The organism is Holdemania sp. 1001302B_160321_E10, assembly GCF_015552275.1.
In the GTDB taxonomy this organism is placed as follows: Bacteria; Bacillota_I; Bacilli_A; order Erysipelotrichales; family Erysipelotrichaceae; genus Holdemania.
This window is the reverse complement of the sequence record NZ_JADNEM010000040.1, coordinates 1-24,034: the sequence shown is the minus strand read 5'-3', so window position 1 is coordinate 24,034 and position 24,034 is coordinate 1. Positions and strand designations below refer to the sequence as shown.

At 49.1% G+C, this 24,034-nt stretch carries 21 protein-coding genes; 8 read left to right on the top strand and 13 right to left on the bottom strand.

Going from position 1 to position 24,034, the window contains the following annotated elements; all coding sequences use genetic code 11:
• Window positions 1-208: 208 nt before the first annotated feature.
• From I2D94_RS16270 to I2D94_RS16245, 6 genes are all read right to left on the bottom strand, one after another.
• Window positions 209-2,170, bottom strand: coding sequence for a M56 family metallopeptidase (locus tag I2D94_RS16270; protein ID WP_072684840.1), 1,962 nt, complete (start codon window positions 2,168-2,170; stop codon window positions 209-211).
• Window positions 2,167-2,553, bottom strand: coding sequence for a BlaI/MecI/CopY family transcriptional regulator (locus tag I2D94_RS16265; RefSeq protein WP_072684839.1), 387 nt, complete (start codon window positions 2,551-2,553; stop codon window positions 2,167-2,169). Before I2D94_RS16265 ends, I2D94_RS16270 begins: the two co-directional genes overlap by 4 nt.
• Window positions 2,554-3,099: 546 nt before the next feature.
• Entirely contained in the window at window positions 3,100-4,398 is a 1,299-nt protein-coding gene (gene ltrA / locus I2D94_RS16260) for a group II intron reverse transcriptase/maturase (protein ID WP_072684838.1), read from the bottom strand.
• 593 nt (window positions 4,399-4,991) lie between these two features.
• A complete protein-coding gene (locus I2D94_RS16255) occupies window positions 4,992-5,783 on the bottom strand; it encodes a gluconate 5-dehydrogenase (RefSeq protein WP_195397672.1) in 792 nt (263 codons plus the stop codon).
• A gap of 45 nt (window positions 5,784-5,828) precedes the next feature.
• Window positions 5,829-6,671 carry a 5-dehydro-4-deoxy-D-glucuronate isomerase gene (gene kduI, locus I2D94_RS16250; protein ID WP_195397671.1) on the bottom strand — a complete coding sequence of 281 codons (843 nt, stop codon included), beginning with the start codon at window positions 6,669-6,671 and terminating at the stop codon, window positions 5,829-5,831.
• Between the two features lie 77 nt (window positions 6,672-6,748).
• On the bottom strand, window positions 6,749-7,720 hold the full coding sequence (locus I2D94_RS16245; protein WP_072684836.1) for a YafY family protein: 972 nt from the start codon (window positions 7,718-7,720) through the stop codon (window positions 6,749-6,751).
• Window positions 7,721-7,817: 97 nt separating this feature from the next.
• Between I2D94_RS16245 and I2D94_RS16240 the strand changes: the two genes are divergently transcribed.
• Entirely contained in the window at window positions 7,818-8,102 is a 285-nt protein-coding gene (locus I2D94_RS16240; RefSeq protein WP_072684835.1) for a hypothetical protein, read from the top strand.
• A gap of 1 nt (window position 8,103) precedes the next feature.
• Window positions 8,104-9,228 carry a hypothetical protein gene (locus I2D94_RS16235; protein WP_072684834.1) on the top strand — a complete coding sequence of 375 codons (1,125 nt, stop codon included), beginning with the start codon at window positions 8,104-8,106 and terminating at the stop codon, window positions 9,226-9,228.
• A 108-nt stretch (window positions 9,229-9,336) separates the two neighbouring features.
• Here I2D94_RS16235 and I2D94_RS16230 read toward each other — a convergent pair whose 3' ends face one another.
• From I2D94_RS16230 to I2D94_RS16215, 4 genes are all read right to left on the bottom strand, one after another.
• Window positions 9,337-11,910: an FtsX-like permease family protein gene (locus tag I2D94_RS16230; protein ID WP_072684833.1), complete on the bottom strand. Its 2,574-nt coding sequence runs from the start codon at window positions 11,908-11,910 to the stop codon at window positions 9,337-9,339.
• Complete coding sequence (locus I2D94_RS16225; RefSeq protein ID WP_072684832.1) at window positions 11,907-12,590, bottom strand: ABC transporter ATP-binding protein; 684 nt, start codon at window positions 12,588-12,590, stop codon at window positions 11,907-11,909. The genes I2D94_RS16230 and I2D94_RS16225 overlap by 4 nt, the downstream gene beginning before the upstream one ends.
• Window positions 12,591-12,668: 78 nt before the next feature.
• Complete coding sequence (locus I2D94_RS16220) at window positions 12,669-13,664, bottom strand: sensor histidine kinase KdpD (protein WP_072684831.1); 996 nt, start codon at window positions 13,662-13,664, stop codon at window positions 12,669-12,671.
• Between the two features lie 3 nt (window positions 13,665-13,667).
• Entirely contained in the window at window positions 13,668-14,354 is a 687-nt protein-coding gene (locus tag I2D94_RS16215; protein ID WP_072684830.1) for a response regulator transcription factor, read from the bottom strand.
• A gap of 182 nt (window positions 14,355-14,536) precedes the next feature.
• Between I2D94_RS16215 and I2D94_RS16210 the strand changes: the two genes are divergently transcribed.
• From I2D94_RS16210 to I2D94_RS16200, 3 genes are all read left to right on the top strand, one after another.
• Window positions 14,537-14,989, top strand: a complete 453-nt coding sequence (locus I2D94_RS16210) for a hypothetical protein (protein WP_195397670.1) — start codon at window positions 14,537-14,539, stop codon at window positions 14,987-14,989.
• Complete coding sequence (locus I2D94_RS16205; RefSeq protein ID WP_195397669.1) at window positions 14,982-15,317, top strand: hypothetical protein; 336 nt, start codon at window positions 14,982-14,984, stop codon at window positions 15,315-15,317. Before I2D94_RS16210 ends, I2D94_RS16205 begins: the two co-directional genes overlap by 8 nt.
• 135 nt (window positions 15,318-15,452) lie before the next feature.
• Window positions 15,453-15,935: a GNAT family N-acetyltransferase gene (locus tag I2D94_RS16200; protein ID WP_195397668.1), complete on the top strand. Its 483-nt coding sequence runs from the start codon at window positions 15,453-15,455 to the stop codon at window positions 15,933-15,935.
• A gap of 170 nt (window positions 15,936-16,105) precedes the next feature.
• Here the strand turns inward: I2D94_RS16200 and I2D94_RS16195 are convergent, their stop codons facing one another.
• From I2D94_RS16195 to I2D94_RS16185, 3 genes are all read right to left on the bottom strand, one after another.
• Window positions 16,106-16,951 (bottom strand): aminoglycoside phosphotransferase family protein, encoded by an 846-nt coding sequence (locus tag I2D94_RS16195; RefSeq protein WP_195397667.1) that lies wholly within the window; start codon window positions 16,949-16,951, stop codon window positions 16,106-16,108.
• Window positions 16,952-17,074: 123 nt separating this feature from the next.
• Entirely contained in the window at window positions 17,075-18,295 is a 1,221-nt protein-coding gene (gene pepT / locus I2D94_RS16190) for a peptidase T (RefSeq protein WP_195397666.1), read from the bottom strand.
• Complete coding sequence (locus I2D94_RS16185; protein WP_072684825.1) at window positions 18,292-18,891, bottom strand: DUF1349 domain-containing protein; 600 nt, start codon at window positions 18,889-18,891, stop codon at window positions 18,292-18,294. The genes pepT and I2D94_RS16185 overlap by 4 nt, the downstream gene beginning before the upstream one ends.
• A gap of 178 nt (window positions 18,892-19,069) precedes the next feature.
• Between I2D94_RS16185 and I2D94_RS16180 the strand changes: the two genes are divergently transcribed.
• Genes I2D94_RS16180 through I2D94_RS16170 form a run of 3 tightly spaced genes read left to right on the top strand, consistent with a single transcriptional unit; the run spans window position 19,070 to window position 23,710 of the window.
• A complete protein-coding gene (locus I2D94_RS16180; protein ID WP_072684824.1) occupies window positions 19,070-19,528 on the top strand; it encodes a MarR family winged helix-turn-helix transcriptional regulator in 459 nt (152 codons plus the stop codon).
• Entirely contained in the window at window positions 19,519-22,425 is a 2,907-nt protein-coding gene (locus I2D94_RS16175; protein ID WP_195397665.1) for an acyl-CoA dehydratase activase, read from the top strand. Before I2D94_RS16180 ends, I2D94_RS16175 begins: the two co-directional genes overlap by 10 nt.
• A complete protein-coding gene (locus tag I2D94_RS16170) occupies window positions 22,418-23,710 on the top strand; it encodes a 2-hydroxyacyl-CoA dehydratase (protein WP_072684822.1) in 1,293 nt (430 codons plus the stop codon). The genes I2D94_RS16175 and I2D94_RS16170 overlap by 8 nt, the downstream gene beginning before the upstream one ends.
• Window positions 23,711-24,034: the final 324 nt, after the last annotated feature.

Here is a 24,034-nt window from a genome sequence, read left to right as displayed (position 1 = left end):
CTATACTGATCTTCTTGGATGCCTCCTTTCCTGATGACTGTATTATAGGAAAAAATTATGGGATAACGATGGTTTTTCCGTGATCGTTCCGTGATGAATCATTACAAATTTTTAACGAATTCCGATGAAAATTCTAAAGGTGCCGCTTCCAGCGAAAATCGTTCTGCTTATCGTTTTAATTTCCAGCGCCCCACTGTAACAGAGCTACTTAATCTTTAATGACATCAACCCAAATAAGACTGTTTTCCACATTCAATTCTTCTACAATTCGCTTTCTTAAGTTTTCACATAACATCGAATGATCCTCCCCCTGCAAGTTCTGCAGACGATCATTGAGAATCTGATCAACCCTACTTATTAAATCAGGAATTTCCTGAAGATGCTGGATCCCGTTTTCATTCTCATAAAACTTAACATAAGCCTGCGCGGAAATCCGGGCTTCTGCATTTTTACAAATCGAACTGATCGGTTGATAGAAACCGATACCGATGCCATAGATTTTGATTCCATCGGCAGTAATCAACGTATAACTTGGCCCTTCTTCAATTTGTGCAAGCGACATAAGTTCATCATAACTCAAGTTCCGCAATTCTTCCAGGGTCTGGCTCAGCTGGACATTTACAGTTGGTAAATTCTCATCAATTTCAATCGAAGTAAAGGAAAGCTGCCGAATGCTGAACATTGTATTTTTTGTTTGCTCCTCAAATTTTTGCTCGATAAAATTCAATACGGATTCCCGTTCATCCTCATAAAGAAAGGCTTGCCTTTGGGATTCGGTGAGGTTATCAAAATAATCGTTCATCACATCCATCAGTGCAGCATACATCTGATTGCTTTGTTCATAGGTAATCTTGTCATTATCCCCGTCAAATATGAAGCTTAAATTAATCCTGCGGTTTTTATTGATCTTAGAATCATAGATTATGGAAGATATCGTTACAGACTGAGGTAAAACAATCTGCTGGATTCTGTTGGGATAAACGACTAAACTGTCCAACGCAAAGCCTTCTGCACGGAGATTTTCAACTTCAGTCTCCATCTTTTCCCGAAATTGATTCAGCGACAAGTCTTTATTCTCTAAAATGAATGTTTCTTCAAATTCAGCTTGTTTTCTATATCCTTGTAGTTTATCTGAATTCAAATAAATCACATTATTCTCAGGCTTTGCATTAGCCAGCGGCGTTGCCAGGAAATTCCGAATCTCCTTTTCCTTCATCACGCATCCTGCCATCATGACCAAAGCGGCCACAATCAGCACCTTTTCCCAATTCATTTTAAATTGTTTTTGATTCATGACCCGCATTATCCGCTCCTGAAGCTGTTTCGGCTTTAACATAAAGCCTGTGGACAGGATCGGCAGCGAGTGTGTGGAACGTGCCTGCCTCAGCAGCAGACTGCCATAGCGATGCCGCTGTTCCATCGTACAGTTTCGGATCACGGCTTCGTCGCAGGCTTGTTCACAATATTGATTCAGCTGAATTTCCAACAGGTAGACAATCGGATTAAACCAGTATACAACCCGGGCGATCACGCTTAACAATCTTATCCAGCTGTCATAGCGCCGGATATGAACCAACTCATGGGTAAGGACCAGCGTCAGCTCTTCCTTTTCCCAATCCTGTTCCGGTAAAATCAACTTTGGATGAATCAACCCCAGCGCGCATGGCGTTGCGATCCCGCCGCATGTCATCAGCTGGATGTGCCGTTTCAGCTTCATCTGCGACTGAAGCCGGCGTAATAATTCCAATTCAGCAGATCCTGCCGGCCTTGACCAGCGACGGATCCATTTCAGACTTTCCCGGTTGCGGATCAGATTTATTCCCAAAGCTACCGCGCAGCCGCCCAGCCATAAAAGGGTGACGATCTGAGTTCCGTTCATTCTCGGCTCCGACGGATTTGACGCTGCCAATGTCGGCATAATAGAAGAAACCGGCGTCTGGGATTCAATCCAGACTTCACTCAGCGGCAGCGACCTGACCGGTTCGATGATTTCCGAAGAAACAGGCAGCGGAATCTTAACAGGAATCAATAACCCCAGCAGCAGGATGATACAGATTCCATAAGCAGTTCGGGAGGATTGACGATGCATGCGGCGAAGGATAAAGAGTACGATCAGCGTTAACAGCGAATGCGGCAGACAATGCCGGAATAACAGCTCCGCCCCATTCATCCGTCTGTCTTCCGTTTCATATCCAGCCAGGCCTGCAGTTGATCCAGTTCTTCATCGCTTACCGCTTCGCCATCATAAAACGCGTTCATCAGACTGATCCAGCTGCGCTGAGCGTAGCGCTGACGGAAATCCTGACTTTCAAATTGAAGATATTCATCTTCTGTAATCAGAGGATAATATGTTCTTTCCTTCCCATTTTTCTCCGTCCGCAGATAACCGCGGTCAACCAGGCGGGACAACAGCGACGATAAAGTAGGAACTTTCCAATCCTTGGTTTGTTTGAGTTCTTCCATTAACAGCGTACTGGTCAGCGGCGGTTCTTTCCCCCAGACAACCTTCATGATCTCGAATTCGGCTTCCGGGAGTTTTCTTGAAAGCTTCATGTTTTCATCCCTTCCTTCTATCCATATTCTACATTTGTCTAAAATACTTGTCAATTTAATTTTAGACGTTTGTCTAATATTTTTTTCTTTCATCCCCCTTGCCAACAAAGATCCTTCTGTTTCTCATGCAGAAAAAAGCTGCGCCGGGGAAAGCGCAGCCTTTTCTCCCGTGAAAACAGGGGAGGGTTTTCATCGGGATCATGATTATTATTTATAAGAGAAGAGGGAAAACTATTTTATTTCTATATTTTGAGAAGAGGAAAATATTTGAAATTCTAAACTGATCTTCTTGGATGCCTCCTTTCCTGATGACTGTATTATAGGAAAAAATTATGGGATAACGATGGTTTTTCCGTGATCGTTCCGTGATGAATCATTACAAATTTTTAACGAATTCCGATGGAAATTCTAAAGATGCCGGGGCAGATGATTTTCTTCCGATATTGTATGAAGTAATGTAAAATAGGGTAGAGGGAAAATAAATTTCGCCCCTCCCATTGCACCGTACGTACGGATCTCGTATACGGCGCTACATATGTATTGCTGTCACGAATAACTTAGATAGTACTCTAAAGGATTGACTAAGCCTTGTCTTTCCTTTTTCTTTATGGCTAGTATTCTGGGATTTAAGATGTAGTTTACCACATTCATTCCACATCTTCGATACCATCCTAGTCTTGAATTTGCTACTTTAAATATGTCTTCCTCTGTGAAGAAAAAATTTTGCAGTTTATTCAGTCTTTGCAGATTTATATAAATCCGTTTCGGTATCTTCCATTGCTTAATAATAACCACTCTTATTTTGTGTCTTAACCATTGTCCGAATTTATCCAAGAATTGTTTCATACTTCCGATACGGAAATAGTTTATCCATCCTCGTATAATTTGGTTTATTCTTTTAAATGTTTCTGCTAATGGTCTTGCTACTGCATGTTTCCGTTTTAGTATTTCTTTGATTTTCATGCATAACTTCGCTTTCCTGTTATCGCTTGGCCTACACTTCCATCCCATACTTCCTTTCCAGAACGTAAAACCTAGAAAATTACTTTTCGTCGGTCTTACGATTTTGGTCTTTGTCGCACTCACTTTTAAGAATAGTTTTCTTTCTAGCCACCATGTGATTGATTTCATTACTCTTTCTGCTGCCATTTCGCTCTTTACGAAGATGTTACCATCATCAGCGTACCTCACAAAGCGCAGCCCTCTCTCTTCAAGTTCTTTATCAAGCTTATCTAAATATATATTTGATAGTACTGGACTGAGTGGTCCTCCTTGTGGTACTCCTGCTTCATTTGGACTTACTAGTCCATCTTCCATAACTCCTGCTTTTAAGAACGAACGTATCAGATGCAGTATTTCTCTTTCATTCACATGTTCTCTAAGTATTGAGATTAACTTGTCATGATGTACTGTATCGAAATATTTTTCTATATCCATGTCAATAACCCATTCGTATCCTTCGTTTAGATATTCTAATACTTGTTCCATCGCATTATGTGCACTTCTATTGGAGCGAAATCCATAACTGTTTTCACTGAAATGTGGTTCATATATTTCGCTCAGTATCTGCGCTAATGCTTGTTGTATTACTCTATCTGTTACTGTCGGTATACCTAGCGGTCTTTGCTTTCCATCTGCTTTTGGTATATAGACTCTCCTTACTGGCTTTGGTTTATATTTCATATTCATGATTGCGGTTATAATTTCCTCTCCATGTATTTCAAAATATTTGTCAATTTCTTCCACCATCATGTTATCAACACCCGGTGCGCCTTTGTTACTCTTGACTTTCTTTATCGCCAGTTCCATATTTCTTTTACTTAGCATCTTTTCTACCAATCTCATTCGCTGTTCCTCCTCTACTTGTAGATTTATCCAAGACCATCCCCACTACTTTCCTCATCAATGATTACGATTCATTGTTTCAGAGTATCCTCATTTTCGGATTGCTTGAACATTTTCTCATAGTGATTCACACTATACATACATTAAGTCCTTCGTTATCTAGGCTGGATAACTAATATGACCTCAGCTGACTTCTTGTGATAAACCTTTTTCGACCGATGCTACCATCCCTGATTTTAAAGTTTATTGGACTTCATCGTTCACAAGACCTCCCGGGGTAAGACATACATCTCTTTCCTATCTTCACAAGTTCCTGATTTACTGTCTTGGTTTTACGTTTACCTTTTGGACTTTGGTTTGTTTCGCATCCTTATCCACCATTTAGCCTCATCAGGTTTCTGTTCGTAACCTCGAAGATTTTGCTACACCACTTCCTTCACCCTTAACATCACTGCTAACGACTTGTGGTTCACTACACTTGGCGGTAAATACCCGTGGTTGGATTTTCACCAACTAGATGTATGCCATGCCCGGCACACGACAAAAAACGCTCCCCTTTTCAGGAAAGCGTTCTGATGATCGATCGAGAAACCTTACTGCGGCTGTTTGCCAATGTAAGCCAGAATACCGCCGTCAACGTACAAAATGTGACCGTTGACGAAGTCGGAAGCATCGGAAGCCAGGAATACCGCCGGTCCCATCAGATCTTCTGGTTTGCCCCAGCGAGCAGCCGGTGTTTTGGAAATGATGAAGCTGTTGAACGGATGACCTTCAACACGCAGCGGAGCGGTCTGCGGCGTCTCGATATAACCCGGGCCGATACCGTTGCACTGGATATTGTATTCGCCGTATTCGGAAGCGATGTTCTTCGTCAGCATTTTTAAGCCGCCCTTAGCTGCCGCATAAGCGGAAACTGTTTCGCGTCCCAGTTCGCTCATCATCGAACAGATGTTGATGATCTTGCCATGACCCTTCTTGATCATGCCCGGAATGACAGCCTTGGAAACGATGAACGGACCGTTCAGGTCAATGTCGATGACTTTGCGGAAATCCGCAGCCGCCATTTCCAGCATCGGGATCCGCTTGATGATTCCCGCGTTGTTGACCAGGATATCAATCACGCCGACTTCGGCTTCAATTTTCTTTACCAGCTCGTTGACGGCCGCTTCATCGGTAACGTCGCAGACATATCCGTGTGCCGGAATGCCTTCTTCTTTATAAGCCGCCAGCCCCTTATCGACCAGTTCCTGGTTGATATCGTTGAAGACGATCGTTGCGCCTGCCGCTGCGAAGCCGCGGGCAACATTGAAGCCGATGCCGTAGGAAGCGCCGGTGATCAGGGCGACTTTGCCCTGCAGAGAGAAGCTGTTCATGAAATTTTCCATTTTTATTTCTCCTTTTTTATTCATTTTCGTATGAGTTGAACGCGTTTAACGCAATTCTGTCGTCGGGATATTGTCCATATCGTCAAACGCTTTGTTTTCGCCGCCCATCGCCCAGATGAACGTATAGTTGCTTGTGCCGCAGCCGCTGTGAATGCTCCAGGACGGAGAGATCACGGCCTCTTCATTCTGCATGACGATATGGCGTGTTTCTTTACCTTCGCCCATCATATGGAAAACGACGTTGTCTTCCGGGATGTCAAAGTAGAAATAAACTTCCATGCGGCGCTCGTGCGTATGCGCCGGCATTGTGTTCCAGACGCTGCCTTCTTCCAACCGCGTTAAGCCCATTGACAGCTGGCAGGTTTCCAGCACGTCCGGATGAATGAACTGATTGATCGTTCTTGCGTTGGATGTTTTTAAATCGCCCATCGGACGCTTGTTCGCATCCTGAATTGAGATAAAGGTCGTTTTGCACGGCTTATGCGCCGGCGCGCTGACCATATAGAATTTTGCCGGATGGGCGGCATCATCGCTCGCAAAGGTGACTTCCTTTGTCCCCATCGTGATATACAGGCAATCTTCATGCCCCATTTTGTATTCGACGCCGTCTGCAGTGATCACGCCCGGTTCGCCAATGTTGAAGATCCCGATTTCCCGGCGCTCCAGGAAAAAATGCGTGCCGAAATTTTTCCAGCAGTCGATGCCCTTGTCAATTGAAACCGTTTCGTTGACCGGCATGCAGCCTAAAGTGACCATGCGGTCGACGTGCGAATAAACCGCGGTAACTTCATCCGCCTTGAACAGATCAGTAATCAGGAATTCATCCCGAATCTCATCTGTGGTGTAGCGCTTGAAATCCCGCTGGTTAACAGAATAACGAATATCCATAATCGCGTCCTCCTTTTTCTTTCTGTCCCTATCATACCGCATTTTTCTTAACTTGTATACAAGTTTTAGAAACTTTTTTATTTTTTCTCATAACGGCTCAGCGCGGCGCTGAAAATTGTCTTCATTTCTTCCCTGACGGAGGCCGGTTCCAGGATTTCCATCCACTTCGCATACTGCATCGCCAGGTAAATCACGCCCTCGCGGCTGCCCTTCACCCGCGTGATAAAATGCTCCGGATCCTGCACGACAATTTGAATTTCCCTGCCGAAATGATCGACGATGTCATCCAGAATCCGCCGGTGGCATAACAGAATAAAATCAAGCACTTCCCCACCGTACATGTAAACTTTTGTCTTGGCGTATTCGTAAGGATCGCACAGCGGCCCCAGCGGTTCCTTCAGCGCCTCGCGTTTTTGGATATTGCGGATCTTATCCACACGGTAATGACTGAAATCCCGGTACTTTTCATGGCGGGCGATCAGATATGTTTTTTCATTCTCATAGACCAGATAAACTGGCTGAACGACATAGGGTGCGGTGCGGCGGGGAACCAGCTGCAGTTTTTCATTATATTGAACATAATCGAATTCCACCGCGCATTTTTCTTCCACTGCTTCCAACAAAATTTGAAGACTGAAGAAGAAATCCTGATTGTCTTTCTTGCGCAGATTATCAATATAAACCATATTGCGATATTTTTGAGCGGTGTAGTGGCTCTGGGTCGCCAGGAGTTTCTTGATCAGATCGTTGGAATGCTTGCGGGGAATAAAATTGGACGCATGCACGGCGTTGCACAGAAGCATGATTTCCGATTCTTCAAAATCCCGGTTATCCAGATAATACCCGTGTCCATTTTCCTGATAGGTGCTGATTTCATAACCAAATTCCTTCAACATCTGAATGTTGGCGTACAGAGTCCGCCGTTCGATCGGGCACTGATACAGCTGCTCCATTTTCTGTTGGATCTGCGCCGCTGTCAGCGGATGATCGCGGTCGCTTTCCCGCTGCAGAATCTCCAGAACCGCCAGCACGCTCGTTTTCTTTTCCATCGCTCTACTCACCTCTGTCTTTATTATAAAGCTGGCAGGTTTTTTGTACAGTTAAAGCACTATAATGACGCTGTAAATACAAAAAGGAGTGAAATTCATGAATTACATCACGATCGTCGCAACACACCAATTCTTCGGAACTGATATCTTCAAGGTTGGTCAAATCCTGACCGGCGTCAAGGAACCAGAAAACAGTTTTGACAGTGAAGCGATCAAAGTCGTTACAGAAAGCGACGTGCCCTGCGGTTACATTGCCAACAGCGTGCATACGGTCGCAAAAGGCTGCCATTCCGCCGGACGGATTTATGATTCCTTCGAGAACCGGGTCAAAATGAAAGTGTTGTTTATCGTTAAAAACGTCGTCATCGCAGAAATTCTTTAATATGAAAAAGTTAAAGATCATTTTCCAGGCGCTGTTCCGCAGGCTTCGGACGCACTGGAAAAAACCGGCTGCGCCTGTTGTTTCACCTGCGGCCGCCCCGTTGCCGCCTCCGCCGGTCTTTCCGTTTCCGGTTCATAGCGGAGATCTGGTTTGGTGCTTAATGCCGCTGCCTCAAAAAGAGCTGGATCAGATTCCGGAAGGTCACCAGATTCGGCCTTATTGGATCGCAGCGGTGAAAACAGATCATGTAACAGGGTTTTACTGTTCATCCAAGCCGATTAAAAAGTGTCCCGCCGCTTCTCAGTTCGTTATTTCCAATGCCGTGACGCAAATCCGTGATACCCATGTCGATCTGCGGCGGATCTTCCGCATTCCGGCTGCGAATCTGATCGAGCCGATCTGTTCAGTTCCCGCCGTCGTGCAAACTCAGGCGAATAAACGGTTGATTCTGCAGCATCGTCAAAATCAAAACCGGCCGGCCTTCCGGTTTCCTGTTCCGCTCGTTCCGGCGCCCGGGGATCTTCTGCATTCGCACGGATTGATCCTGGACTGCAGCGAACAGAGCTGCACGATTGTTCCCCGCTGCAACCCCAACGCAGAGGGCGCTGTCGGCGGCAGGATTAACAACAGAGTCTTCTATTTCAATGCCCTCCAGACGCAGACGCTCCCGTTATCCGAGCTCGCTGCCAACGATATAGCCGGACTGGCGGATTGGGAGCTTCTTTCCCGGATCCGTTTGGAAAACAGAAAAGCACGGTCGCGGACTTCGCCGCCCAAACACAAACAGAACGCCTATGTCCGCAAACCTGCGCCATATGCCTGCGGTCAGATTTTAGAGGAATGGGGCGGCCAGCAATATGTGTTCCTCTGCGCGACCCGCACCCATCAGTATGGGTATGTTTATGACGATTTTATGCCCGACAAGCTTGTGTGTCTGAAATCTGATCTGATCGTCACGCCTGAACGGCTTCCAGAGGATCAGCTGAACGACGATCTTGAAGCCTTGATCGAAGCCCAGGAGAATCCGCAGATGCTTCAACTCCTTCGGCAGGTTCAAAAACAGAAAGATCTGCCTTTCCCTTTCCTTCGCAGCACTCCGCCCAGATTCAGAATTTCCGCGATCTGAAGTCGCTGGAAGATCAGCCGGGTTATCCTGTTCGGAATTCCTGATTCTTGAATTCCAGTTTTAACCTGAAAAAAACGGAATCCATGCGGACTCCGTTTTTTATTCTCGCTATTCTTCTTCCTTCAGCGTTTCAATGATATTTTCTTTTCTTACTTTCCGCGTCGCATAGCTCATCATCGTCATGACCATCAGCATCAGCACGGCGACCCCGCCCAGAATCATCGGCCAGGGCATTGCGAATGAAAACCAGAAACTTCCCTGCATCAAATTGTAGTGAAGCAAGGTGATCAGATACAAGCTGACAGGAATGCCGATGGCTGCCGCGCCCAGTCCGTAAAACAGACTTTCAAGCCGGATCATGCGGTTGAACTTCTTTTCATCCATGCCTACTGACCGCAGCATCGCAAACTCCTTGCGCCGCAGCGCGATGTTGGTCGAGATCGTATTGATAACGTTGACCAGGCAGATCATGCAGATCAAGGTGATAAATCCGTAGATAAAGATGGAAACAATCGTCAGCAGCGTTTTATCTTCCCGCTGATTCTGAACCGGACTGTACCAGCTGAAGCTGTGCGTCAGATTCTGCTTGCCAATTTCATCAATCTGCTGGAGCATTGTCTCCTGCTGCCCTGGGACTGCCCGCAGATACAGCTTATCACTGTAAGACCGCGAACCTTTCGCTTCTGTTAAAAGCGTATTCAAATCCGAAACCGGAATCAGCACCGCGAGATTGCCGCCGTAAACGATTTCACTGGAATACAGATCCATATCCGCGGCGAGCGCCATTGGTTTTATCGTCAGCATTTCTCCCGCGTCGCCGATCGAGATCTTCAGGGTGTCCGGTATACTTTTCAAGAACGGAACGTCCGCATACCGTTTTTTCCCGTTCTCTGCGATCTGCGCTCGATAACGGTTAAAGAGGATCCCCGGGATCGCGCCGTCAGCAGGATTCGCCATTGCCGCTTCCGAAATCGAATTTTCAGTCAGAATTCGTGCGTATGTTTCGTCATCCACCGCAAACAACAGCGCCGGATATTCTTCCCCAATCCCTGACCAGTAGTCGTCGAAGTCAAGATTCTGCGTATGCACGGCGGCATACACCTGGGTAATCCGCTGGGTGCCGGCGACTGAAGTCAGCTGGCGAAGCTGGGTGAAGCTGGGCTTTTCTTCGAGGAAGGAATGCGAAGAATAATCCGTAACCCAGGCGTCAGCGAGTTCATCCTGACTGGTCATGCCGACGGCCTGAATCATCATTGTCATCACCGAGGTCACCGTCGTAAACAGAATTAAGCTGACCGCCAGCGATAAAATGGTCAGTCCGGCTTTGCGGCCGCTGCGCTGGATATTTTTGACAGCCAGTTCGCCCTCGATGCCCCACAATTTTCCCGCAGCGAAGGATAAAAAGCGATGGCGGCGTTTCAGCTTCACTTTCTGCGGCTGACGAATCGCCTGGATCGGCGTCATCCGCGCGGCTTTTAAGGCCGGCAGCCAACAGGCAAGAACGATCATCACTACGGAACAAATTACCGTCAAAGCAACCGCAGGAAAGGAAACCACCGTATGAAACGGAACATCGGCGGAAAGGAATTCCAACGATTGAAGCATCGGATTAATCACGCGCAGCGTTACCGCCATTCCGCAGATCCCCGCCAGCACGCCTATCGGTATGGCCGCCAGCGCGATCATCAGCCCTTCCTGAACCACACACCAGAATTTCTGACGGGAAGTCGTGCCGACGCTGGCCAGAATCCCGAACTGCCGGCTGCGTTCAGTCTGTGAAATCGCGAATGCGTTATAAATCAGAAATACCGATCCGGTGATGATAATCAACAATGTCAGCGTCGCCGCTGAGGCAACCATGGCGAAATAACTGTTTTCCCAGAATGGACCGCGAAACCGCAGGACGTTGTTATTCACCCCTGTGGCCGGATACAGCTTGATCTGAAGCTGTGGAAAATCTTCCTGCGGCCGCTGACCGGAATGTTTTAATTTAACATACACAACCGGATCCACACCGGGATCGGTTTCGGAACGGGCCGTGATCGCGGTATAGCCCGGCGACCAGCGCGGTTCCAGATCCGAACGTTCCATGATTCCAACGACAGTGTAATTTCGCGGCTGCAGATCAACGATCGTTTCCGGCTGTTCCGGATCGTAAGGATTGTTTTGATTTAACGGCTGATCCGGACTTTCCTGCAGTACCCGTTGGCCTGTCTGCAGCGTAATCGTCTGACCCAATTCAATTTCAACACCGCCATTGTAGGCAACATGCTCGGAAACCAACAGCTCGTTTTCATTTTCCGGCAGCCGACCGGAGACTAAATGCAGGCCAAGCCGCTGGAAACCTTCCTCGTCGCAGGCCCGGATAAACCAATACGGCTTGTATTCGTTCTGGCTTTCCGGTAAGACGGCGTAGCCCAGATCATCAACCATAAAGGTGTGATCCACCTGTTTATCCGTATTTAAATACTGAATTTCAGTTTCATTGAGATCGCTGTAAGCCAGCTCCCAGTCGCCCGTTTCATAGACCGCCTTGCGTTCCATATAATCAAGAAACGAGGAAGCGAACACACTGACGGCAGTGATCATCGCGACGGAGATGACGATCCCCATCCCCGTGAACAACGTGCGCCGGCGGTTAACCTTCAGCGATTGAAAGGTATATTGATGCAGGATATTCATTGCCGGATCACCTGATCGGAACTGATCCGTCCGTCTTCAATCGCGATGATGCGGTCGGCCTGCAGCGCGATATTTTCATCATGAGTGATGACGATGCAGGTCTGATTGCGCTGCTTGTTCGACATTCTCAGCAGCGTCATGATCTCCTGAGTGTTGCGGCTGTCCAGATTGCCGGTCGGCTCATCCGCTAACAGGATCGCCGGATGATGAATCAGTGCTCTTCCGATCGACACCCGCTGCTGCTGCCCGCCGGAAAGCTGGCTGGGCAGAAAATTCCGCTGCTTGGTTAATCCCAGCTGCTCTAACAGCTGATCGACCGTGTCCCGGTCGACTTTGCGTCCGTCCAGACGCAGCGGCAGCGTAATGTTTTCCTCGACCGTCAGCACAGGAATCAGATTGTAAAACTGGTAGATCAGACCAACTTGACGGCGGCGGAACACCGCCAGCTTATCTTCCTTTAAGTCCGTGATCACCGTTTTGTCAACGACGACCTGACCTTCGCTGGGCTGATCGACGCCGCCCAGAATATGCATCAGCGTTGATTTTCCTGATCCGGAAGGTCCGACAATCGCAACAAACTCGCCTTTATTCACCGTAAAACTGACATGATCCAACGCCGTGATCTGCAGCGCCCCGCGGCCATAAAACCGGCTGCAGTTTTGCACGCTTAATATTTCCATGAGTATTCCTCCTGACACAATCAATATAAACGAAACGGATGACACGCCGATGAAACCGTGGATGACAAATTCGTCATGTTAAATCACCTGGCGGACAAACCGGATTAAAAACCGCGATCCCCGGCCTGGCGTACTTTCCACGCTGAGCGTCCCATCCTGCGCGGCCAGAATCTGCTGAGACATCGCCAAGCCGATACCGACGCTGTCCGGCTTCGCATTTTTGCCACGATAGAATCGTTCAAATAAATGCGGCAGATCCTGCGGATCGATCCCTTCCCCATTATCCTCGATCACAATTTGATCGACCAGGGCTGTGCGCGTACAGAGAATCCGGATCTGTCCGTTGGGCGCGTGTTCGGCGCAGTTGCGCAGAATATTCCCCAGCGCTTCCGCCGTCCAGTTTTCATCGACCGTCAAAACAAACGATTCCGGACATTCCAGCACCCATTCCACATTATTCCGCAGCATCTCCGCTTCCGCTTGGGACAACGCCTTGTTAATCAGGGCACGGATCGTTATGGAATTGGGTAAAAACTGCACCGCCCCGGCCTGCAGCTTCGCCATTTTAAGCAGCGACTGAATCAGCCAGCGCATCCGCGTCAGCTGGGCGGCGATCAAGCGCAGAAATTCCTGTTGCCGAACCGGATCCATGTCCGGCTGCTGCATCAGATCGACCATCATCATCATCGAGGTCAGCGGCGTTTTCAGCTGATGAGAAATATCGCTGAGCGAATCGGAAAGAAACTGCTGCTGCGCCTGCAGCTGTTCCGCACTTTCCCGCAGCTGAACCGTCACCTTATAGATCTCGCTGTGCAGAATACTCAGTTCGCCTTCCTCATAATCCTGCGGATTCATTTGATAAAGACCTTCCCGGACTCTGCGCATCTGATCGTTCAGCTGCCGCAGCCGGCGGTAGCGCCACGCCGTAAACAGACAGAACGCGCTGATCAAAACAGCGGCCAGACTGACGCAGACAATCAGCATCTCCCGGGACGCCGCCGCGGCGATCAGAAAAAAGGGCAGGCATAATCCGATGCAGCCCAGGATAAAAATTTTGATCTCACGATTTCGCATCTGTCATTCCCCCAGTTTGTAGCCTAACCCCCGGATCGTCCGGATCAGCTGCGGATGCGCCGGATCATCCTCCAGCTTTTCCCGCAGCCGCTTAATATAAACCGTCAGCGTATTGTCATTGACGTATTCCCCACCCAGATCCCAGATCGCTTCAAACAGCTGGTCGCGCGTCATGACCTGATTGCGGTGCGTCGCCAAAATTAATAAAAGCCGGTATTCCATGCCTGTCAGAAAGACTTCCTGATTATTCTTAAACACCCGCGCAGCGATCGTATTGATGCTTAAATCCTGATAATTGATCGTCGTTTCGGCCTGTTTTTTTCCGGCCCTGCGCAGTACGGAATTCATCCGGGAAATCAGCTCACGCACGCGAAACGGCTTCGTGATGTAATCGTCCGCCCCCAGGTCCAGCCCCATGACAATATTGACCTCATCGTCACAGGCCGTCAGAAAAATCACCGGGATTTCTTTCAGCCGGGAGTCCTCGCGCATCCGCTTGCAGATCTCATAGCCGCTGCCATCCGGCAGCGTCACGTCCAGCAGCACCAGATCAAAGCTCTCCTGTTGGATTAACTCCAGCCCCTGCGTCTTGGTCATCGCAGTCATGACCTGGTAGCCTTCCTGACTTAGCGTATATTGCAGCGCCGTTAAGATCGCGCTGTCATCCTCTACGCAGCAAATTTTATTCATGTTTATCACCTGATTTTATTATAACCGATCTCTCTGCCAAGCACATGACGAGTTCGTCACTTTGAAACTGACAAATTCATGACGATTGTTCCGGGACGATTGTTGTCGACCGGGATTTCCTTTATAATAGCCTTAAGCTAAGGGACTATCAATGCCCTTAGAAAAAGAAAGAAGGCGTCATCATGACAAAGTGGAAACGGGTTGTGGACAGCTGGAAATGTTCGGTAATTCTGATCGCGGCGATTTCAGGCTGCTTATTTTTTCTGCCGGAGATGCGCAGCATCCGTCAGCTGATGTTTGCCCCTGCCGACATCCAGCCGCAGGATTTCTGGAATATTCAAATACAAAACGCTGACAACGAACAAGCGGAAATCATCTTTCAGCCCTATTCCTATGAGGAACAAACGTTTTTTCAGACATTAGGCGAACGGAGCTGTCTGCTTGCGTCAATTAACGATCATCCGTTACAGGTGATATTTCCCGGGCAATCCGTAAAACTCCATGAAAATGATCAAATCCGCCTTCTCTGGCTGGTCGATCCTCAATTAAAATCACAGCTTAAATCGCGTGTGATTGCAGATCAAGCCTTGGTTTTCAATCATGGCCAGCTGCAGGAGGACGTTGATCATGAATAAGAAAATACGGATTCTGAATATTTTTTTAAGCTTGATTTTAATTGGAATCGCCTTTGTTCACTTTCAATTTGAAGTTCCCGTACTCCACTTCAGTCAGTCCGTCATTGAGGAATGGGAGAATGACTTCGCCAGTGGCGGCGGCTTCGGCGATGTGCTAACCGACGCGATCGAAACTGCGGCAAATGAACAGGACTGGCAGCGAGCCTGGCAGTTGAGTCAACTGTACGCTTTCGTTTATGCCAAACCGGACGTTCAAAGCGGAAAACTCTGTTGGATTGACACTGCGGGCGGACAAAGAAAAACGATCTGCGGCGTTTTAGAACCGTAGCAATTCAGATACCCGATTCTCTTTATCGGCTATTTGCTTCCTATTCATTAGTTGATAAACAAGACACATTGTAAGAATCCCCTATTTTGTAAAAAATCCCCATTCCATTCATTATTGAAAGAAGGAGAACGCCTGATGCTTACTTTTCAAGCCGCTTTCGAAGAAGAAATTGATCTTATTTACCAGCTGTACCGACGTTGTGTTGAAACAAGCCGCGGCAGTTGGGATGACGAATACCCGACCCGTGATTTTGTGGAACAAGATTATCTTCGCCAGGGATTAATGACTTTGAAAAACGAACAGGGCGAGATCGTCGCGGCGGGTGCGATCACGCCGGCGGATGAACTGAAAGATTTAGAATACCGCACGGCTTTGCTTCACCCTCTGGAATTAAGCCGTTTAGCCGTAGATCCGCAGTTTCAGGGGCAGGGATATGGCAAGCTCCTGCTGCAAGTTTTAATAGAAGAAGTACGTAAACGGGGCGCTGATGGAATTCAGCTGTTGGCGGCCAAAGAAAACGCACCCGCCCTGGCCTTGTATCGCGGCGCTGATTTTCAAGAGAAAGGCAGCTGCCGGATGTACGATACTGACTTCATCCTGTTTGAAAAGAAATTGTAAAAGAAGATAATGCTCAAAAAAACAGGAAGTCCACGTCTGCCTCAGCGGTCAGATTGACTTCCTGTTTTATTTCTTGATCTTATCAGAATAGGCAGACCTGAAATCCAACTTCTCGTCAACCAGAAGATAGGTCTATCCACGACGAGTCAGATTAAGAAAAGAAAACAAACTCACGGAATGAGAATCGTGTTCAATTCACTGATTAAATCCAGATACTTTGTGATCAGTGCATTCCAACTTTCCGGAGCTTGAAAGCTGATGACGGCTAAAATTCCTCGTAATAACCAGCAGCGAATTACGGCTGACAGTTTGGTTCTGTCAATCGCCTGATATGTTTCGCTATAACTGTGCAAAAAGGCTTCGATCATTAAAGGATACAGCGCGTGATCGGGTTCGCTTTGAATACACGAGGAAAGACTGGCGGCCAAATCAAAATAACCGTCGCCCAGCCGGGCTTCGCCAAAATCAATAATTCGCAGACCCGAGGTTGTCCAAAGCATATTCCACAATCCCAAATCTCCGTGTATCGGCTGATCTTCACGCAGATTGATTATCAAGCTGTCCTGAAGCAAACTATGAATTGCAGCCTGATGCTCAGCTGTGACCGCAGTCGGAAACCATGCGAACCGGCATTGTGCTTTCTGCTTCAGTTGTCCTAAAGCAAACCGATCAGGAACAACTGGCAGAGTCATCCGCTCCTGAAACAAAACTTTCTGCATCAGCGCAACGGTCTTTCCCATATGCGCGGCCAGCTCCACGCCCCGTGGTCTGTCCGGCGAAGGCTGCAAATATTCCTGAAAATTAAAGAACCGTCCCTGATCCTGCACATAAGCAGCGTGTGTTTTTGTGAGCCTCAAAGCAGGTGCAATTCCCTGCGGCGCCAAAACAGCGGCGAATTCCGCTTCCGTCTTGGCATGAGCTTCCGACGCGATTTCCCTGAAAATTCCCTGAGTTTCACCACACATGATCTTGCGGGCATGACTGGAAATACCACTATGAATTTCTTCTATTATCATTGGTTCTTCTCCCGGCAGCCACTGCCGGAGAACCCTTTTCAAACGATCCGGTTCCATTGACACTCCCCCTCTTTAGCTGATCGTGCAAAAAGCTGAACTATTCCAGTTCAGCCTTTTCATTTTCTATTTCTTCAAATTCGTCGTCGCTTTTACGATGTTCAGCAGAATCTCAACCACCTTGTGCATCTCCTGCACGCTGCATACCTCGTAACGGCCATGGCAGTTCGCCCCGCCCGTGCCCAAATTCGGACATGGCAGCCCCATGAACGTCAGCCGCGCTCCATCGGTGCCGCCGCGGACTTTTTCCACCCATGGCTGCAACCCTGCTTCCGTGATCGCCTGCTTTGCCAGATCTACAATCCATTCCTGATCCTTCAGGATTTCCTTCATATTCCGATACGATTCCTTAATTTCCACCTGCACCAGCGGCTGTCCGTACTTCTGATTCATATACGTCTCCGCTGCCTTCATCGTGGCCATCTGCGCCTGGAACTGCTCGCTGTCATGATTGCGGATGATATATTCCATCACCGTCTGTTCAACATTGCCCTCCATATTGTTCAGATGATTAAAACCTTCAATGCCTTCGGTATATTCCGGGCGATTGAACACCGGCAGCATCGCGTGGAATTCCATCGCGACGTTCAGAGAATTGATCATCTTGTGCTTCGCGCTGCCCGGATGGATCGAGAAGCCTTGAACCGTGACCTTCGCGCTGGCCGCGTTAAACGTTTCATCACTGATCGCTTCCATCTCGCCGCCGTCGACCGTATACGCGAAATCCGCGTGGAAATTCGCAACGTCGAACAAATCTGCGCCGCGGCCGATTTCCTCATCCGGCGTAAAGCCGATCCGGATCTCGCCATGCTTGATCTCCGGGTGCGTCAGCAGCGTTTCCGCCATCGTCAGAATATCTGCGATGCCCGCTTTATCGTCCGCCCCCAGCAGCGTATTGCCGTCGGTAACGATCAGATCCTGGCCTGTGTAACGTGCCATATTCGGAAAATCGCTGACCTTCAGCGTAATTTTGTCGTTCAGCGCGATATCCTTGCCGTCGTACTGAGGAATGATCCGCGGATTGACGCCTTCGCCGCAGAAATCCGGCGCGGTATCCATGTGCGCGATAAAGCCGACGGTTGGAACCTCATAGTCTAGATTTGACGGGATCCTGCCGTACAGATAGCCCTGATCCTCCCGAACCTCCTGGATACCCAGCTGTTCCATTTCTTCTTTCAATACCTTTAACAGATCCAGCTGACAGGCTGAGCTGGGGACGGTCGGACTTTCCGGATCCGAAACCGTGTTGATTTTCGCATAGCGAATTAAACGCTCTTCTGGGGTCATAATTTATTCCTCTTTTCTTCCCATTGCAGGCTTTCAATCATCATATCAAAAAACTCAGCGTCAAACGTCGAATTCTTGGGACTGCAGGCATAAAACCCAACCTGCGCGACACCCTCGGTCAACGGCAGCGCAAACTCCCGCAGCCATTTGAATTTCTGGCCGTTAAACGAAAATTCGACGCGGAATTCATTCTGCCACCGGTGCAGCCGCAGCGTCAGCGTATGAATGCCGCTGGAGATCGGCATGCCGGCCCAGTCAGAGAAACCGCCATAAGTCACCGTCGAGCAGACCGACGACGCTTGTTCGTCGCGATATTCAATTCCCGCCTTGCACCAGCAGGAAGGATCGCTCATGACAAAAATCCCCAGCTGATCATAAACTTCATGCAGCTGCGCGCGAATCGTCACCGTCAGCGTAAAATCCTGACGGATTGGAAGCAAGAGCGCGTGCCCGTTGAATTTATTCAGCTGACGGGCCTGGTTGATCCAGAAATCCGTCGCCGGTTCTGTGCTGAAGATGATCCGGCTGCGCCCGATCGTCCAAAGGGACGGACGGTTCATCCAGACCAGCAGCGAAGTATCCAGCCGTTTTTTCATACTTATCCTTCCTAACTGTTTTTATTATATCAAATTCCCCGGCAAATAGAATTTTGAAAGTGAAAATAAGATGAAAAGAAAAAGAATTTCAGTCAATCGAATTGACTTTTTTATTTAAACGGTTAATATTTAATGCATTAATTATTCAAGAATTAAGAATTGAATTGGAGATGATGGTATGCACTATGAAGCTGATGAAAATGAGCTTATGAATCTTGTACGAAGCGTGAACAATCACATGAATCATGTGTTGAATCAGTTCTACTCGCCCTACGGTTTAACACGCCCGCAGGCGATGGTTCTTTCGGAAATTGAACGAAATGGTCCGGTCACACTCAGCCTTCTGGCGCAGCGGCTGGGCATGACTACCAGCAATCTCTGCCTGATTGCGCAGCGGCTGGAGAAAAGCGGCTTCTTAAAGCGAAAACGGGATCCGCAGGATCAGCGCAGCGTGATTTTGATCAACACCGCCAAAAGTCACGAGCTGATCCATCAGGTTCAGGAAAACGTTAATGAAATGATCCGGCGCCGGCTGGAATACACCGATCCCGAAAATATGGATAAGATAATGGAGGGACTGCGGTTGTTAAACGCCGTTATGATGAAACAGAATCAGGGGGACAAAGCATGCGATTAGGAATAGATATTGGTTCGACGACGATCAAATATGTCGTCCTGGATGACGCGGGACGCTGCATTGATCAGGATTATCAGCGGCACAGCTGCCAGATCACGGAAAAGCTGATCGAGGTGCTGCAGAAAGTATCCGCCAAATACAATCAGCCGGCCATGGCGTTAGCAGTATCGGGCTCCGCCGCGATGGGCCTGCAGGAAAAATGCAGCCTGCCGTTTGTGCAGGAAGTGTACGCGACCCGGATCGCCGCGACGAAAAGACTCGAGGAGGTCGACTGCATCATCGAGCTGGGCGGCGAAGACGCGAAGATTTTGTTTCTCAGCGGCGGTCTGGAAGTCCGGATGAATGGCACCTGCGCTGGCGGCACCGGAGCGTTTATCGACCAGATGGCCACGCTTTTAAACTTAAGCGCGGAAGAAATGAACGAAGCCGCCAAACAGGCGGAAAAACTCTACACGATCGCCTCCCGCTGCGGCGTGTTCGCCAAGTCGGATATCCAGCCGCTGATCAACCAGGGCGCGGATAAAGAAGATCTGGCTGCCAGTATTTATCAGGCGGTCGTCAATCAGACGATCCAGGGACTGGCGCAGGGGCGTAAAATCGAAGGCCGCGTCGTCTATCTGGGCGGACCGCTGACCTTCAACAGCGAACTGCGCGCGGCGTTTGATAAAACATTGAAGCTCACCGGCGTCTGTCCGGAAAACAGCCTGTATTACGTCGCGATCGGCACCGCGTTATTAGCGGAAGATCCGGTGAATTTCGCCGACGCGATCGAACAGCTGCAGACGATGGACGCGTCCAGCTTTGTGCGTTCCCTGCCGCCGTTGTTTGCGGATGAGGACGAATACCGCCGGTTCAGCGAGCGGCATCAGCGCAATCAGGTCCGGGTTCATGAACCGAAAGAAATTATCGGCCGCTGCGCTTTGGGCATTGACGCCGGCAGCACGACGGTCAAAATGGTGCTGATCAACGAGCAGGAAGAAATCCTGTATTCGATGTATCAGCCCAATCAGGGCAACGCGCTGCAGCTGGTCCGGGAAGCGCTGATCGAATTGATGCGCGCCAACCCGCGGATGGAAATCGTGTCCAGCTGCGTCACCGGTTATGGCGAAGATCTGATCCGCAGCGCCTTCGGCGTCGATGCCGGCATCGTGGAAACGATGGCGCATTTCACCGCCAGCCGCAAATATATGCCGGACGTCGATTTCATCATCGACATCGGCGGTCAGGATATCAAATGCTTTAAAATTCATAACGGCACGATCGACAACATCTTCCTTAACGAAGCCTGTTCCAGCGGCTGCGGCAGCTTCCTGCAGACCTTCGCCAACGCGCTGGGCTATGAAATTGAGGATTTCTCGCGGCTCGGCCTGTTCGCCAAACATCCGGTCGATCTGGGCAGCCGCTGCACAGTCTTCATGAATTCCTCAGTCAAGCAGGCGCAGAAGGACGGCGCAACGATTGACGAAATCTCCGCGGGCCTGTCGATCAGCGTCGTTAAAAACGCTTTATATAAGGTTATCCGGACCGCTGACGCAAAGTCTTTGGGCAAACATATCATCACCCAGGGCGGCACCTTCTACAACGACGCAGTGCTGCGGGCCTTCGAGCAGGAACTCGACACCGAGGTTATCCGGCCGAATATCGCCGGCCTGATGGGCGCTTACGGCTGCGCGCTGCACGCCCTGCGCCATTGCCCGGATGCGTCGTCGCTGTTAAATCTCGATCAGCTGGAACATTTCCGCAACGAGATCCGCTATGTCCAGTGCGGTTTGTGCAACAACCATTGCCGGCTGACCGTCAACCAGTTTTCCGATGGCCGCAAATATATCGGCGGCAACCGCTGCGAACGCCCGGTTACGAAAAAAAGCACGGCTCAGGACTTGAATATCTACGCCGTCAAACGCGAGCTGTTAGGCCAGTACAAGCCGGTTCCCGGACCGCGGGGGAAAATCGGCCTGCCGTTAGCCTTAAATATGATGGAGCTGCTTCCATTCTGGCACACCTTCTTCACGGAGCTGGGCTTCGAGGTCGTCACCTCCGGCTTCGCTTCGCTGGAAAAATACCAGAAAGCGCAGAACTCAATTCCTTCCGACACGATCTGCTTCCCGGCCAAACTGGTTCACGCCGCGATCCAATCGCTGCTCGACCAACAGATCCCGGCGATTTTCTATCCGTGCATGACCTACAACATGCGTGAAAAAAATGCCGACAACAATTATAACTGTCCGGTCGTCGCTTACTATCCGGAAGTCATCGCCGCCAATATGCAGCAGGTGACGCAATGCGATTTCATCTACGATTATGTCGGCATCCATCGTCAGAAAAATTTCCCGATCAAGGTTCATAAGATTCTGAACCAGCACTTCCGCGTCGGTCTGCGCGAGGTCATCAAGGCCAGCAAGAAGGCGTATGAGGCAAATGATCAGCATCTGGAAACAATCCGGCAAAAGGGTCAGGAAATCATCACGCAGGCCCAGCTGGACGACCGTCAGATCATCGTGCTGGCGGGCCGGCCGTATCATGCCGATCCTCTGGTTTCCCATGACATCGACAAACTGATCACCAGCTACGGCGCGGCGGTCATCAGCGAGGATGTCATCAACGAGGAAGTCGGCAAGAAGGAGCTGGGCGTCTGGAACCAATGGACGTATCACTCCCGGCTGTATGCCGCAGCCCGCTATGTTGCGACGCAGGAAAAGATGAATCTGGTGCAGCTGGTTTCCTTCGGCTGCGGCGTCGACGCGATCACAACCGACGAAGTGCGGGAGATTCTTGAGGAACACGGCAAGATTTACACGCAGATCAAAATCGACGAAATCACTAACCTGGGCGCGGTCAAAATCCGTCTGCGTTCCCTGTTCGCCGCGCTGAAGCAGGAGGAAGAACATCATGACTGACAATAAAGTTTTATTCACAAAAGAAATGCAGAAGGATTACACGATCCTGATTCCGATGATGGCGCCGATCCACTTTCAGCTGCTGCGCAACGTGCTGGTCCACAGCCGGTACAACGTCGAGCTGTTGGAAAACACCGGTCCTTCAGTTGTCGAGCAGGGTCTGAAATATGTCCATAACGACACGTGTTATCCGGCACTGCTGGTCATCGGCCAGATGATCGACGCGCTGAAAAGCGGAAAATACGACGTTCACAAGACGGCGCTGATCATTACGCAGACCGGCGGCGGCTGCCGTGCGAGCAATTATATTTATCTGCTTCGCAAAGCCTTGAAAAAAGCAGATCTCGGTTTTGTCCCGGTTATTTCTCTGAATTTATCGGGACTGGATTCCCAGCCGGGTTTTAAATTAAGCCTGTCGATGCTGCAGAAGATGTTGTGCGCGCTGGTCTATGGCGATCTGTTAATGGATCTGACCAATCAGGTGCGGCCGTATGAAGTGGCATCCGGCACTGCCGATCAGCTTTGCCAGCACTGGATCGACGACCTCAGCCGTCAGTTTGATCACCGTCAGGGCTTATCCATCGGCGATATGAAGCGCAATATGCGCGATATCGTCATGTCTTACGCCGCGATTGAGCGGCAAAAACGGGACTTAGTCAAAGTCGGCATCGTCGGTGAAATCTATATTAAATATTCGCCGCTGGGCAACAACAGCCTGGAGAAGTTTCTGGCGGAGCAGCAATGTGAGGTAAAGCTGCCGGGGATGATGGGGTTCATGTTGTACTGCGTCTACAACGGCGTTGAAGACGTCAAGCTGTACGGCGGCGGTTTCGTCAAAAAACAGCTGATGAGTTTCGTCTATTCACTGGTGCTGAAACTGGAGAAAATGACGATCGACGCGATCCGCACTTATTCCGATTTTGACGTGCCAGGCTCATTCCCTGAAATGAAAGCAGGCGCCGAGCAGATTATCGGTTTGGGCGCGAAGATGGGCGAGGGCTGGTTATTGACCGGCGAGATGGTTGAACTGAATAAATCGGGATTTAAGAATATTATCTGTACCCAGCCGTTTGGCTGTCTGCCCAATCATATCGTTGGCAAGGGCATGATCCGCAAAATCCGCGAACAGGATCCGGACTGCAACATCGTCGCGATTGATTATGACCCAAGCGCAACGCAGGTCAATCAGGAAAATCGGATTAAGCTGATGTTGTCCATCGCGCGGGAAAATATGAAAAAAGCAGAAACTGACACGGCTTCCATGCCTGTACCCCAGGCTGAATAGCTCAGATTTCAATATCAAAGCAAGAAGGTTGGATCAACCTTCTTTTTTTACGCCTCAGGCTTTCTTATCTTGGGCTGTTTTGACAGGCTGATTTCGTCTTTCGATTTCTATCCGGGACCCGTACCTTACAGCTTGTGAAAAAGAACCTTCATACTGTGAAAGAATGATGAAAAATGAAGAAATAGCGGGGCTTTTCGCAAAAAAGCGCAATAGGTATAAGGGAGGGATAAAATCTATGACTTTAATAAAAGCGAAAAAGCAACGTTCCAAGCCTCAGGCTCCATCCAACTACAAGCTGCGCTGTACGAATGACTTTGTGTTCAA